Annotated in this window: 7 protein-coding genes and 6 pseudogenes; 9 read left to right on the top strand and 4 right to left on the bottom strand. The window is 58.8% G+C overall.

Annotated elements, in window-relative coordinates:
• Positions 1 to 108: 108 nt before the first annotated feature.
• Positions 109 to 279 (bottom strand): annotated as a pseudogene (locus AC0L3L_RS35360) (chemotaxis protein CheB); the annotation flags it as partial.
• Between the two features lie 941 nt (positions 280 to 1,220).
• Between AC0L3L_RS35360 and AC0L3L_RS35365 the strand changes: the two are divergent.
• The 4 genes from AC0L3L_RS35365 to AC0L3L_RS35380 all read left to right on the top strand — a co-directional run bounded on the left by AC0L3L_RS35365 (position 1,221) and on the right by AC0L3L_RS35380 (position 4,842).
• Positions 1,221 to 1,499, top strand: a complete 279-nt coding sequence (locus AC0L3L_RS35365; RefSeq protein ID WP_473489882.1) for an acyl carrier protein — start codon at positions 1,221 to 1,223, stop codon at positions 1,497 to 1,499.
• Positions 1,500 to 2,708 carry a beta-ketoacyl-[acyl-carrier-protein] synthase family protein gene (locus AC0L3L_RS35370; protein ID WP_473641954.1) on the top strand — a complete coding sequence of 403 codons (1,209 nt, stop codon included), beginning with the start codon at positions 1,500 to 1,502 and terminating at the stop codon, positions 2,706 to 2,708.
• 320 nt (positions 2,709 to 3,028) lie between these two features.
• Positions 3,029 to 3,766, top strand: a complete 738-nt coding sequence (fabG, locus tag AC0L3L_RS35375; RefSeq protein ID WP_473641956.1) for a 3-oxoacyl-[acyl-carrier-protein] reductase — start codon at positions 3,029 to 3,031, stop codon at positions 3,764 to 3,766.
• 485 nt (positions 3,767 to 4,251) lie between these two features.
• Positions 4,252 to 4,842 carry a NodA family N-acyltransferase gene (locus AC0L3L_RS35380; protein WP_473489885.1) on the top strand — a complete coding sequence of 197 codons (591 nt, stop codon included), beginning with the start codon at positions 4,252 to 4,254 and terminating at the stop codon, positions 4,840 to 4,842.
• Positions 4,843 to 5,080: 238 nt separating this feature from the next.
• On the opposite strand, the pseudogene AC0L3L_RS35385 reads toward AC0L3L_RS35380, so the two are convergent.
• Positions 5,081 to 5,273: pseudogene (locus AC0L3L_RS35385) on the bottom strand (aminotransferase class III-fold pyridoxal phosphate-dependent enzyme); the annotation flags it as partial.
• Positions 5,256 to 5,995 (bottom strand): annotated as a pseudogene (locus tag AC0L3L_RS35390) (beta/alpha barrel domain-containing protein); the annotation flags it as partial. The pseudogenes AC0L3L_RS35390 and AC0L3L_RS35385, both read right to left, overlap by 18 nt.
• Positions 5,996 to 6,470: 475 nt before the next feature.
• Here AC0L3L_RS35390 and AC0L3L_RS35395 point away from each other — a divergent pair.
• From AC0L3L_RS35395 to AC0L3L_RS35405, 3 genes are all read left to right on the top strand, one after another.
• On the top strand, positions 6,471 to 7,460 hold the full coding sequence (locus AC0L3L_RS35395) for a nodulation protein NodZ (RefSeq protein WP_473482488.1): 990 nt from the start codon (positions 6,471 to 6,473) through the stop codon (positions 7,458 to 7,460).
• A 142-nt stretch (positions 7,461 to 7,602) separates the two neighbouring features.
• A complete protein-coding gene (gene gmd, locus AC0L3L_RS35400) occupies positions 7,603 to 8,700 on the top strand; it encodes a GDP-mannose 4,6-dehydratase (protein WP_473482486.1) in 1,098 nt (365 codons plus the stop codon).
• A gap of 91 nt (positions 8,701 to 8,791) precedes the next feature.
• Positions 8,792 to 9,745, top strand: a complete 954-nt coding sequence (locus AC0L3L_RS35405; protein ID WP_473518150.1) for a GDP-L-fucose synthase family protein — start codon at positions 8,792 to 8,794, stop codon at positions 9,743 to 9,745.
• A 1,061-nt stretch (positions 9,746 to 10,806) separates the two neighbouring features.
• On the opposite strand, the pseudogene AC0L3L_RS35410 reads toward AC0L3L_RS35405, so the two are convergent.
• Positions 10,807 to 10,986: pseudogene (locus AC0L3L_RS35410) on the bottom strand (SIR2 family protein); the annotation flags it as partial.
• Positions 10,987 to 11,009: 23 nt separating this feature from the next.
• Between AC0L3L_RS35410 and ubiM the strand changes: the two are divergent.
• Together ubiM and AC0L3L_RS35420 are read left to right on the top strand one after the other, a co-directional pair.
• Positions 11,010 to 12,189 (top strand): annotated as a pseudogene (ubiM, locus tag AC0L3L_RS35415) (5-demethoxyubiquinol-8 5-hydroxylase UbiM).
• A gap of 1,270 nt (positions 12,190 to 13,459) precedes the next feature.
• Positions 13,460 to 13,788 (top strand): annotated as a pseudogene (locus AC0L3L_RS35420) (efflux RND transporter periplasmic adaptor subunit); the annotation flags it as partial.

The raw sequence follows: 13,788 nt of genomic DNA on the forward strand, positions 1-13,788 counted from the left end.
CGGGTCGCCTCGAGCCAGTTCTCGTGGATCTCCACCGCCAGTGCCCGAACCAGCCGCAGACAGCTCTGCGGGTTGGGTACATAGCAGTGCGCCTATACCGTAGCGGCCTCTATCAACTGCCACACTCACCGGCATGTTCGAGCCGCGCGCAAGAACATCTCTTAGGAAACTGACGCGGTCACGCGGCCGGTGTAGCACAATGAGGAAGATCGCGGGGAGCCCGGTCGGCACGAGGGGAAGCAATTCACGAACATTGTCCAAACCTTGGCTCCCCGACACCGATGGCTACCCACGCACGGCTTTAAGACATGTTCAGGGTAGATTTTTCATTACCAGCGCCCTGCTTGCGATGGCGGCCTGCAAATTTTCTCTGCTTGATCAGCGCAGCAGCCGGGGTCGTTCCTGACGTGTTGTCTCGCTTTCCGCAAATGTGTCGGCGGTGGCGGGCCTCGGTTCCAACTTCACGCGAGCCCCAAACCTTTTCCGACCGGCTCCGTTCCAAAAAAGGGGGCGGCATTGCTGCCGCCCTTTGAGATTGGTGAGAGGCGCAGACCTTAGAAACCCATACCGCCCATACCGCCCATGCCGCCGCCGCGATGCAGCCCTGAAAGAGTCGAGCGAATCGATGGTGTTCGGAAGCTCGAGCCACAGGATGAATCCACCCTGCGGATTGGTAACCTTTGTGCCTTCCGCGACCGCCAGCGCGCTTCGTCGCACCGTAGAGAGCGAGTGTGAGGCGCTGAGCATCTAGCAGCGCTCGAGACGTGCCAAGCTTTTGCGTGGAGTGGCCATGCGGGATACCTCCTGTAGCATTATCTGCCGAACCAGAGGCTTACCGGATCATTGAAATGTATCTCTATCCACAGCGTGGATGCGTCTCATCGAAACAAACGATTTTATCAATCCTCCGGAATCTCGCATTGACGACAGCACCTCACACGCCCTGATCACCCGCTACCCTTATCGTGTGACGACTGCGAAAAAGAGCCCGAAATGAGAAAATCTTTCCATGAGCTCAGACGTGCGATGGAAGTTGCCCCGGGAAAATGAGTTGCAGTTGGATGCCAACGCCTCAGACCAACCGGAACTCATCCGGTTTCTATAATCCGACTGTTGTTGGTGAGTGGCACAAGCCTGGTCAGGGACGATTTTCGCGACGTGACTGGCAGAGGTATGGCGCCGCACCCACGTCAAAAGGCATTGCTATGGAAAGGAACAGAATGGCTGATCAACTTGCAACGGAAATCATTGCCACGATCAAGAAGCGCGTCGAATTGGAAAGCGGCGAGGGAAGTGTGTCCATCATCGGCGAAATAACGACTGCCACGGAACTGACCTCGCTCGGCGTCGATTCGCTGGGTTTGGCGGATCTCCTCTGGGATGTGGAGCAGGCCTACGACATCAAGATCGACATGAACTCGGCCGACGCCTGGTCGAATCTCAAGGATGTCGGCGACATGGTGGAAGCCGTCCGCGGTTTGCTCGCGAAGGAGGTCTGATTGGACAGGCGAGTCGTCATTACTGGGATGGGCGGGCTTTGCGGCCTAGGCAACAACGCCGCCTCTATCTGGAAAGAGATGCGCGAAGGCCGCTCCGCCATCCGCCCGATGGTCACTTCCGAGCTTCATGAGATGAAGGGCACTGTCGGTACCGAGATCAACGAGCTGCCCAAGCACGACATCGGCCGCAACCAGCTCATCTCCATGGATCGCCTCAGCTTGCTCGCTGTGCTTGCAGCGCGCGAAGCCGTGCAACACGCCGGACTTTCCTGCGACGAGGGAAATCCGTATCGCTTCGGCGCGACAGTGGGCGTCTGCGGCTGGGGCTGGGGAACGGTCGAAGAAACCTACCGCGCCCTCTATTTGGACGGCGCGAAGCGTACTGGCCTCTATGCTGCACCAAAGGGATTGCCGAGCGCCGCTGCCAGCCAGGTCAGCATGAGCCTCGGCCTGCGCGGCCCGGTCTTTGCCATCGCGTCTGCATGCGCATCAGCCAACCATGCGATCGCTTCGGCGGCGGATCAGATCAGGCTCGGCCGGGCCGACGTGATGCTTGCCGGAGGCGCCGAAGCGCCACTCGTATGCGGTCAGCTGAAGGCATGGGATGCAATGCGCGCCCTCGCTCCGGATACTTGCCGGCCCTTCTCCGCCGACAGGAAGGGAGTGGTGTTAGGTGAGGGTGCGGGCATGGCCGTGTTGGAAAGCTATGAGCATGCCGCGGCGCGCGGTGCCACAATGCTTGCCGAGATTGCAGGCATCGGCCTTTCCGGCGATGCCTTCCACATCGTCGCGCCGTCCATCGAGGGGCCGGAGGCCGCGATGCGCGCTTGCCTTGCGGACGCCGGGCTGAATGCTGAGGACGTGGATTACCTCAACGCCCACGGCACCGGCACCAAGGTCAACGACCGAACCGAGACGGCGGCGATCAAGCGCGTCTTCGGAGACTATGCCCATTCGATGTCTGTCTCGTCCACCAAGTCCATGCACGCGCATTGCCTCGGCGCGGCGAGCGCACTTGAAATGATCGCCTGCGTGATGGCGATGCAGGAGGGCGTCGTGCCGCCGACCGCCAATTATCGCGAGCCAGACCCCGATTGCGATCTCGACGTCACGCCCAATGTGGCGCGCGAGCGCAAGGTGCGCGTGGCACTGAGCAACGCCTTCGCCATGGGCGGCATGAACGCAGTTCTGGCGTTCAAGCAGGTGTAGAAGCCATGCGAGGTGCCTCCCGTAACTCTATCTCTCGTATTCAAATGCTTGCCGGATCACGATTGTGAAGGACGTGGCCTTGGACCGGCTCGGTGAATGCGCCAAGTGGCAGCGGAAGCTCGACGAACCGGGGCCCCGTTTTTGCAAAATTCTCAACTGTTGAAGCGGCGTGGACGTACCGCTACCCGGAAGGTTAAGCCATGCCCTTCGGTTCGGCTCGAGGTGTGTCCAAAGCTTTACCCGACAATGTCTGGAGGCACGCAGGGCCGCCAGTGGCCGCTTCCATGCGAAGCCGGTCCTCAGAAAGGGAATCGATAACAATGTTCGATCTGACCGGCCGCAAGGCGCTCGTCACCGGAGCAAGCGGTGGAATCGGCGAGGCCGTGGCGCGGGCGCTGCACGCGCAGGGCGCAACCGTCGGCCTGCACGGCACGCGTGTCGAAAAGCTCGAGGCGTTGGCTGCCGAACTTGGCGGGCGGACAAAACTGTTTCCAGCGAACCTCTCGAACCGCGACGAGGTCAAGGCTCTGGGCGCAAAGGCGGAAGCCGAACTCGAAGGCGTCGACATACTGGTCAACAATGCCGGCATCACCAAGGACGGGCTTTTTATCCGCATGTCGGACGCGGACTGGGACGCGGTCCTCGAGGTCAACCTGACCGCCATGTTCCGGCTCACCCGCGAACTGACCCATCCGATGATGCGCCGCCGCAACGGCCGCATCATCAACATCACGTCCGTGTCCGGTGTAACCGGCAATCCCGGCCAGGCGAACTATTGCGCCTCAAAGGCTGGCATGATCGGCGTGTCGAAATCGCTGGCGCAGGAGATCGCGACACGCGGCGTGACTGTGAACTGCGTGGCGCCGGGCTTTATCGAATCGGCCATGACCGACAAGCTGAACGACAAGCAAAAAGAAGCGATCATGGCCGCCATTCCGGCCAGGCGCATGGGCACCGTCGTGGAAGTCGCCTCAGCTGTGGTCTACCTGGCCTCGAACGAGGCCGCCTACATCACCGGCCAGACCGTTCATGTGAACGGCGGTTTGGCAATGATTTAGCGTGAAAAGTTCAGTGCGCCCCGATGACGCGTATCAACAGTGAAGGAAGTTTCCCACCCAGATAGCAGTCGGTTGGTCTGGCAACTGACGAGTGGGTCGGTCGGGCAACTGGCCGGGTCGAAGCCTCGTGATCAAGGCCGCCTTGGGCGGAGGTTTAGATCAAGCTCTTTGAAACGCATGTCTTTCTTATCCATCGCGTGGAATGCATTCATCGAAACAAACGATTTTGCCAATTCCGCAGAACGTCGCATAGCAAGATTTCAAAGATGTAAGCCAAAGGTAACTATCGATGTTTGTATTGGCTCCGAGCAGCATTTTCCTGGTGTACGCCTTCCGGTGTGCTCGCAACACAGCGGAGTCGCATGTTCATTGCGGCTAGTTTCTTCGGCGACCTGCACAAGCTACATCGAGCCGGCTCGATGCGACAAGCGTTCCCCCTGCTAGGCGCTTCCCCAACAAAACAGCAACAAAGATGAGGTTTTTCCATGTGCTCTGACGTGCGGTGGAGGTTGTGCTGGGAAAGTGACTTGCAACAGGCCGACCATGTCGAACTTTCCGAGTTTTTCCGAAAGACCTACGGACCGACTGGGGCCTTCAACTCAGAGCCATTCGAAGGCGGCCGTAGCTGGGCCGGTGCGAGGCCGGAGCTCCGCGCAATCAGCTACGACGCGCACGGCGTAGCGGCTCATATCGGCATACTACGCCGCTTCATCAAGGTTGACGAGGTCGATCTCATGGTGGCCGACTTGGGGTTGTACGGGGTGCGTGCGGATCTTGAGGGACAAGGGATCGGTCATTCAATGCGCGTTTTATATCCAATATTGCGGCAGCTTGGAGTTCCATTCGCTTTCGGCACCGTTCGGCACGCGATGCGGAACCATATGGAGAGGTTCTGCAGAGACGGCCTGGCGGCGATTGTGTCGGGCGTTCGCGTGCAGTCCACTCTCGCAGATGTGTATCTCGACCTGCCGCCCACGCGCGTCGAGGACGTGCTCGTCGTCGTTGTGCCGATTGGACGCTCGATGAGCGAGTGGCCATCCGGCACCCTGATCGTTAGGAACGGTCCGGAGCTATGAAACATCTTGAAGTGCCGGGTGATCGCGCTGAGGGCACCAGAGCGGCGGGTTTTTGCCGAGCTACTCGGACTGAATACGCGATCCCATTCAAGTTAGCTGTGGATGATCAAGGCTGAATTAACATGCAAAATCTGCGCATCTAAATCGATCCGAGCCCGAGTTTCCGCGCGCACGGACGTTCCGGACCTGAATCGCCGTCACCCTGAAATCGACAAGACATCGGCTATCCCAAAATCGAGCCCTTCGAGGTGCACAGGATATCTGGAGAGATGTTCGCCTGTTCGCAGGCGAACATGGTTCCGGTGCGCTCCCCAACCGGTCATCACTTCGTCGGCGATCAGGAGCGTGCCGAAGGCCTCAGTGATCTTCTTCAATTCGGTCAGAACCCAGGCCGGGTACATCAGCATGCCGCCGGCGCCGAGCACGAGACCGATGTCGAGAATGGGCGCGCTGCGGGTAAGCCAGCCACCGATATGCGGTCCACGCCGGTCGCCGCAATTGCCGGGCGCTCGCCCGCGTTACTCAAGCCCAAGGCCTCGGTGATCGCGCTGCGCCCGACATAGGCACAGCCTGCGCAAGCTCCTCGACCGACATGTTGTCGAGGAGCATGCCGTCGACGCCCACTGTAAGCGCTATCTCCAACTGGTCCAGCCTGTCCACCTCTACCTCGATCTTGACCATGTGACCTATGGCGCTAGGCGCCCGCTCGATTGCGGTGCGGATGTCGCCGGCAATGGCGATGTGGTTGTCCTTGAGCACCGCGTCGTCGAGCGCGAAGCGGGTGATTGGCGCCTGACCGCGTATCGCTTCGACAAACAACGCGGCCGTAGCCGTAGCAATGCCGCTCAGACGGCACAGAAAATTGAGCGCGGTCCGCTCAGCAGGCTTCGCGCCGGCCCGTTTACCGTCGCAATGGTTTGACCTGCTCGACATCGCTGCCGTCCGGCCGCCGGATTTGCACATCGATTGCTGGATCGACGAGCAAGAAAGAAAACGCCACAGGTCGAGCCCGCACCCACGCCCGCTTGGCGCGCGTTAAGCGAAAGCGTGGCTTTGCATCGGCGGCGATAATTGCATCGCTCGTGATATCGCCGGCTCTGCCCAGGTCTTCCAGCAGGGATGATGATCTGAGGAAGTGTGCAAGTGAAGTCATGTCAACGGCTCCGTCGGATGTCGTCGTTGCAGTCGCGCTCATGGCCGGCTGACTTGGGTCATGCTGCGTGCTGCCGCCGTAAGGTTCCGCTGGGATTAGCAGTGACGCACAACGAGAGGGTTCAGAGGGTTCAGGTCAACGCCCTGGAACCCATGTCACTAGCCATCCATCACGTGGATGCGTTTCATCGAAACAGACGATTTTACGAATGTTGCGGCACGTTGCATAGAACGAATTCAAAGATGTAAGCCTTTCGGGAAAGTCGTTGATGTCTGCGTTGGCTCCAAAGAGCATTTTCTGGTGTGCGCCGAATACCAGCCTAGGCGCGCGTCCATCGCGGCCAGGCACTTCCGCGATCGACGCAAGCTACATCGCATCGGCGCAGCACGACAAGCTCCCCGAATTGCGCAGGCGCTTGCCTCAAAGGCAGCAGCAAAGCTGAGGTTTGTGGTTGTTTTGGAAAGAGGCAATTTAGATGCTTGTTGATGGCTCAAGGATGGATCGGTTCGTTGTTTCTCGACGGCGCGAGGGTCTCGGTGATTGCCTGTGGTCTCTCGCGTCGGCATGGGACTACGCACATCGGACGGGACGGGCTTTAGCAATAGATTGGCGCGGCTCTTGTTACCTCGACAACCCGTTTGCGAATGCCTTTCCGGCTTTCTTCAAGCCAATTGAAGAGATCGGTGGTGTACGGGTCATTTGCGATGACGAGATCAACCACGTCTCATTCCCCGGTCCCTTCTTCCCGTCGTGGTGGAACAAGCCATCCATCGACTGCGTGTACCGTCCGGATGAACAGATTTTCCAAGAACGTGACGAGCTTAACGATCTTTTCCAGGCCCAAGATGATTGTGAAGCCAACACGGTAGTGTGTGATGCTTGCTTGATGTGGCGCTGCGATGAGCAAGCCGAGCGAACGATATTTCGGAGCATCAGACCGAGGGTCGAAATTGAGGATCGGATTGAAGCGCTCTACCAGGAACACTTTGCCGGGCACAGCATAATTGGGGTCCATGTCCGCCACGGCAACGGCGGAGATATTATGGATCACGCACCTTACTGGGCTGATCCAAAGGTTGCCTTAGAGCAGGTATGCACTGCCATTCGCATGGCCAAAGCGCAACCGCATCCAAGGCCTGTAAGGGTGTTCTTGTGTACAGACAGCGCCCAGGTTGTTGATCACTTGTCGGGCGTATTTCCCGAACTTTTCACCGTCCCAAAACGCTTCCAAGCGGATCAGGCCGGCCCCTTAAACAGTGCAGCACTGGGCATTGACGGGGGTTTTTCCGCTCTCGTTGAGATGTATCTCCTTGGTAGATGCGACACTGTAATTCGGTTTCCTCCGACTAGCGCCTTCTCCCGCTATGCCCGCCTCTTCGTGCCACGAATTGTCGAATTCGATCTGAAGGACCCGCGTCGTTTGATCTTGATTGATAACTCTTTCGACCGTTCCCCGACCCCATGAAGGGGTTGGCATCCCGCTCGAACTCTCCCTTGCCTTCGCGCAGAGGCCCCGTTCGCCCTGCCCAATGCGCCCCTTTCTCGCCACGCAATCCCGCCGCAGGCGAGCATTTTCTTCGGCGCGTCAAAATCAAAAGGATTCAAGCTTGTCAAAGAGAAAAGTCGCTTTAATCACCGGGGTCACGGGGCAAGACGGTTCCTACCTCGCAGAATTGCTGCTGGAAAAGGGCTATTCTGTGCATGGGATAAAAAGACGATCGTCTCTTTTCAATACGGGCCGTATAGACCATCTCTATCATGATCCTCATGAAAGTGGCGTTGATCTTACACTTCACCACGGGGACTTGACAGACTCGTCCAGCCTTACGCGCGTCATCCAACTGGTTCAGCCGGACGAAATTTACAATCTGGCAGCTCAGAGCCACGTTGCAGTCTCCTTTGAACAACCAGAATACACCGCGAACTCGGACGCGTTGGGTGCGCTGCGTATCCTCGAGGCAATTCGGATCCTGGGGCTCGTCGAGCATACGCGCTACTACCAAGCCTCGACGTCTGAGCTCTACGGGCTGGTGCGGGAAACGCCACAGACCGAGACGACACCGTTCTACCCCCGATCACCCTACGCTGTTGCGAAATTGTATGCTCACTGGATCACCGTAAATTATCGAGAAGCTTACAATTTGTACGCATGTAACGGCATTTTATTTAATCATGAGTCACCCGCGCGCGGAGAAACATTTGTAACGCGAAAAATCACGCGCGCCCTGGCTCGGATTAAGCTTGGAATGCAGCCGAATCTATTCTTGGGCAACCTTAATGCTCTTCGCGATTGGGGGCACGCTCGAGACTACGTCCAGATGCAGTGGTTGATGCTGCAGCAGGAGCAAGCTGAAGACTTTGTGATCGCTAGCGGTGAGCAACATTCGGTGCGCGAATTTGTCACCGTCGCGGCCGCTGAACTCGGCATTGGTGTTCGTTGGGTTGGGGAAGGGGTCGACGAAGAGGGATACGATGCAAAGACGGGAGCTTTGATCGTAAAAGTAGATCCCCGTTATTTTCGTCCTGCAGAAGTCGAGACACTTCTCGGCGATGCCCGCAAGGCCAAAGAAAAACTTGGATGGGAGCCAAAAATCTCCTTCATTGAATTGGTTAGGGAGATGGTTCGGGAAGATTTGCGCATGGCAGAGCGTGACGCAGTGCTGATGACGCAGGGTTATTATTCATACAGTCCACGAGAGTTATGATGACAACGGCGGCGCCATGCTGGCTTGTTGTCAGCGTTAGGGTGGCCTTCTTAAGGAGCGTCCATAGCGTTATCACATGGGAAACAAAAAGATGAAGAAAGTCTATGTGGCAGGCCATAGCGGCCTTGTTGGATCCGCCACAATGAGTGCCCTCGAGGCGTTAGGATCGTATGAGATAATAACACGTACTCACGACCAACTGGATCTATTTGACCAGACCGAGACGCGCAGGTTCTTCATGTCGCGGCGGCCCGATTACGTCATTATGTGCGCCGCAAAGGTTGGTGGTATACTGGCGAACGCTAGCTCTCCTGTCGATTTCCTTCATAACAACCTCGCGATCCAACTCAGTGTTTTTGATGCCGCTTACGCTTCAGGCGTCGAACGGATGATTTTTCTTGGCTCCTCATGTATCTATCCACGCGACTGTCCGCAGCCGATACGGGAGGAATACCTTCTCACCGGTCCGCTTGAAGCGACGAATCGTCCCTTCGCTTTGGCAAAAATCGCAGGAGTCGAATCATGCTGGTCTTTTAACCGGCAGTACCAGACGCGCTATCTCGCGTTGATGCCGACCAGCTTATATGGTCCCGGCGATAATTATCACCCCGAAAAATGCCACGTTCTGCCTGCTCTGATACGCCGTTTTCATCAAGCTAAAATAAACGGCGACTCCTCGGTGGGGGTCTGGGGATCCGGAAACCCTCGGCGAGAGTTTATGTATTCGTCGGATGTAGGCGATGCCATTGCGTTCCTGCTTGGCCTGCCAGATTCGGTTTTTGACGCCTTGACTGCCCCCGACACTGCGCCCCTGATTAATGTTGGCGTTGGCGAGGATGTCACAATTCGCGAGGTGGCGGAACTCGTCAAGGCAGCGGTCTGCTGGGAGGGCAATCTGGTATTCGACACGACGAAGCCAGACGGTACTCCGCGCAAGTTACTGGACGTAACGCGCTTGCGTAAGCTTGGCTGGAAGGCCAAAACGTCTCTTGGTGCCGGGTTGCAAGCGACGTATGAGGATTTTCTTCGCCTTCATGGGGCTTGATGTGGACGCGCGCATCCTGGTTGGACTGCGTGTCCGACCGGGTGCAAGTTTGTTCAGTCAGGCCAAACAGAAGAGAGGGACGCATACATGTGCTAACGGTGCAAACCGGACCTCTCTGCGACCGGCGGTGCTGAGGACCACCCAAAAGCTTGCCCAGGCCAATGGGAAGGGCGAGGGCCGCATAACGGGCTGCACCTGGAACGGCTGTGCGTGAGCGCCGTCGACTCAAGCCGCCAGTTAGAACTGCTCGACCTCACGGGAGTCGCTGCTTAGGAACCTGCCGTCGATACGAACGCCAACCGGGGCCCCGCCATGCCTCGGGGCAGGCCTTATCCAAGGCGGTGCATGCGGTAATGGCGGACGTGGACGTATGCTTTTCAACTCGCGCCGCAGGCGGGATCGTGTCCGGATCGTGTCCTCCCTAGGTGGTGTAGCTGACGGCATTGGTCGCCGTGCTCTCCGGCATGGGCCGGGCTGATCGGCTTGCTTCAGTCTGCGTTGTTAGCGCCGAACTCACTCGCCTCGAGGTCATAGCGCCACAAGCGCGGATTCGCGGCGCGATGGTGCGGGCGTTTACAACTCCTGCAGCAGCGGGTCTCGTTGATGAACCGGCTCGCCCTGAACAAATCGCTCGCGTGTGCAGCGCGCCAAGCTATCGCGCAGAGCATCCTGACGCTCTGGGATGGCAGTGGCAGGTGACCGCCTATGCGGTGAGCACGCTTGGCCTTAGCTTGATTGGCATCGACCCCAACCACCCCTTATCATCGTGCCGTGCGCACAGCTTCTGCCGCCAAGTGAAGCCGATCAGCTGCGACCGCTCGCCGCGCCAACTCCGGCGCCAGACGATGCTCTGCTCGGCTGGTTCGAGCCCGTCGCCGCTGTTTATCCGCAGCATCGAATGTCCTAGCAGCTGAAGCCTCGAATGAATAACCGTCGCAGCTCTTCCAGCGCTGGCTCGAAACAGCAGCGCCTCTCGGAGTTGTTGAATAACCCGGAAGACAATGCCCATTTTACTTTTTCGGCAATGTTGAGGCGTCTGGGAATGGCTCAACGATTGCCCGTTAGGCCTCATGCAATGTCTCGCCCAATCCGACGAGACGGGCTGCGGCTTGACCCGTCGGCATGTCAATGACCGTGATTGCCCTTTCTGCAAGGAAGCGACGCTCGTTCTTGGTCAGCTTTGCTGTATCGATTGCCGCAAAATGTGGGCCATGGGAGCGCTTCATGATCTGTCGGGCATAGCCAACGCGCTGGCGGCACGCTGATGGCCGGCTTTGATGACAGCTTCGACATCATTGTCGTTGGCGCCCGGCCGGTCGGACTTTCTTTCGCCGCATCGCTTGCCACAGCGAGCTCAAACTGGCGGTTGTCGAAGGGCAGTCCCTGGAAAGACTGGAAAATCCGGCTTTCGACGGTCGCGAGATCGCGCTCACCCACGCCTCGATTGGGATCCTTCGCGAGCTCGGCGCTTGGGATGTTATCCGCGGCTCTGACAAGTCACCGCTTCAAGGCGCACGCGTCCTCAACGGATCGAGCCCTTTTGCGCTGTGTTTCGATTCCCCTGGCGGATCCGCGGAACCACTGGCGTTCTGGTCCCGAATTGCCGGATCCGCGATGCCCTGTTCAGGATCATCCGCTTGCAGGGCCATGTCCGGCTGCTGTGCGGCCACTCGGTCGTGCGTGCAACAAACAGTCACCAGGGAGCAGTCATAACGCTCTCCAATGGCAGGCAGCTGACCGCTCGGCTTCTCGTTGCCGCCGATTCGCGTTTGTCCGCCACCCGCAATCTGCTCGGCATCCGCGCCGATATCAATCGGCTTGGCAACTCGATGCTGATTTGCCGGGTGAGGCACGAGCGCCCCCACCACCAGATCGCGATCGAATGGTTCGATCATCATCAGACGGTAGCGATGTTGCCCCTCGCGCGAGGCATGTCGTCGCTGCTTTTGACTTTGCCTTCAAACGAGGCCGACGGACTGCTTGCCCTCGACGACGAGTTGTTCCTGATGGAGTTGACGAAGCGCTGTCGAGGGCGCCTCGGCAACATGAGCTTGGCAAGCAGCCGCCATATCTATCCGTTGGTCACCACCTGGGCGCACAGGTTCCGGGCGCCGAGCGCCGCATTGATAGGCGACGCTGCCATTGGCATGCACCCGGTGACCGCGCATGGCTTCAACATCGGCCTCGGCGGCCAGAGGCAACTCGCCCGTGGCATCCTGACAGCATGGCGCGACCGTCGCGACATTGCCGATCCCGACATGCTCCGCAGATATGAAAGCCGACTGCGCCTGTCGGCGGCGCCGCTCTATCATGCTACGAATATCCTCGTCGGACTCTACTCAAGCGAGCATCCGGCGGCACGTCTTGCAAGACATGTGGGGCTGCGCTTCGGCCAACATCTTCCCTTTGTCCGTCATGGCATTGCGGCCATGCTGAGGCGGTGAACCCCAGTCACCATAGTGTCATCATCGGCGTGCCGGCGTAGCAGGCTGGCGAGTTTGGTTCGATGTGAGCGGTCGCGGCTGCGCGGGATCCTCGATCCCAGTGAAGAGCATGACGCCTTCCTCCCCTTGTATGGGCGGAAGCGTGATCTGCTCTTTCAAGCGTTCGTTTTCCTGGTGCGGACGACGAGGTATCTGGGCCGGTCAATCGGCTTTCGGTGCTGATTATGGCAGGGCCGCCCCTCTACGGAGCGATCGGTCAGGATTGCTCTGTCTTGGAACGAGAGAGGACCGCCGCGATTTTCGACCCGCGCAGCGCCCAGCCGGTTCCGTGGTTGCACGCTTGTCGCTCCATGGTCAGCCGCATCCGGCGCAGCCGGCACACGAGGTGGGCGGCCGAACGAACCTACACCTGTCCACCGCCCGAATTGGAAGCAGCGATCCACCGCATTTCCGCCTGGGGTCTTTCAGGAATCCGGCTCGCTCCGCGAAGCCGACAAAGGCATCGCGGGCCACGCCCATCGGCGTGCGGCGTCTTGTGCTTGGTAGCACCGGTGAAGGGCTGTTTCATGGATCAGACTGCGGCGTTCCTCCGGCCACTCCTCAAACTCGATCGCGTCTACGAGATCGACAACGCACAAGGTGGGCTCCATGCTTGATGAAGACGGGGCTGCTGAATGCCGCGAGCCTCTTCCGTCGCGGATCGTCAGCGTGTCAATCGCTGTGTGTGCGGAATTCCCGACCGCCGCCAAGCGTTTGTCGGCCAACGCCACACAGGCGCGGACCCAGCCACGCCCAATTCCACCTTCGATGTGTTTAGGGCGTGGATGGTTGTCATCCGAACAATCAATTTTGCCAATCCTGCCGACCCTATTAGGGGTGTGACCGAAATCAGGTGCCTCGGCCTGCAGGCACGCCCGACGAAGAAGCCTGAGCACCAACCACCTATGCCCATAGGAGTACAGAAGGCAACGATCCGAAGACAGTGGAAATTGGTGCCGGGACGTTCTTCCTCATCCGTGTCTATGCGCGCGTCAAACGGACTCTCATTCGCTGAATGGTCCCAGAAGCGCACGAGGTGGGCAAACCACACGGTGAAGCGTGGTGGTGTTTTGACATCGGGTCTCACGAACGGCCCCGCTTTCAGAATTAGGTGCAACTTTGATGTAGAAGCTCGTTCGCCGATCACGGCAAGTTGAACACGGCCTTGCGCGCAACGCGCCGAGTTAGAAGACGCGGCCCGGCCGAATCCCGCGCACTGGAAAAAACGACGATGCCGAAGTACAGGTTTCACAAGCTTGCAGCCATTGTTGTGCTTGTCGGTTTCGCTGCGTGGATGGCGACGGGCGAGTTCTCGTCCGTCGGCAGCGCGGCCGCCGACAAATCCAAAGCGGGGGAGGTCGAGCAGCCAAAGGCGGCTGACGGCGGCAAGGCCAAGCCCGCTGAGGCAGAACAGCCCAAGGCGACCTTACGCACCGTCGCGACCATAACCCCACCCAGGCGTACCTATGCGCGCGCCATCCGGATTTCCGGACTGACCGAAGCCGACAAGCGCGCGGTCCTGGCGACGCGCGTCGCCGGCGTCATCGACAAGCTGCCGGT

The organism is Mesorhizobium sp. WSM4849, from assembly GCF_055811385.1.

Coding starts and splice junctions, on each gene's coding strand:
- AC0L3L_RS35365 (WP_473489882.1), top strand. CDS start 1,221: ATGGCTGATCAACTTGCAACGGAAATCATTGCCACGATCAAGAAGCGC.
- fabG (WP_473641956.1), top strand. CDS start 3,029: ATGTTCGATCTGACCGGCCGCAAGGCGCTCGTCACCGGAGCAAGCGGT.
- AC0L3L_RS35380 (WP_473489885.1), top strand. CDS start 4,252: ATGTGCTCTGACGTGCGGTGGAGGTTGTGCTGGGAAAGTGACTTGCAA.
- AC0L3L_RS35395 (WP_473482488.1), top strand. CDS start 6,471: ATGCTTGTTGATGGCTCAAGGATGGATCGGTTCGTTGTTTCTCGACGG.
- AC0L3L_RS35405 (WP_473518150.1), top strand. CDS start 8,792: ATGAAGAAAGTCTATGTGGCAGGCCATAGCGGCCTTGTTGGATCCGCC.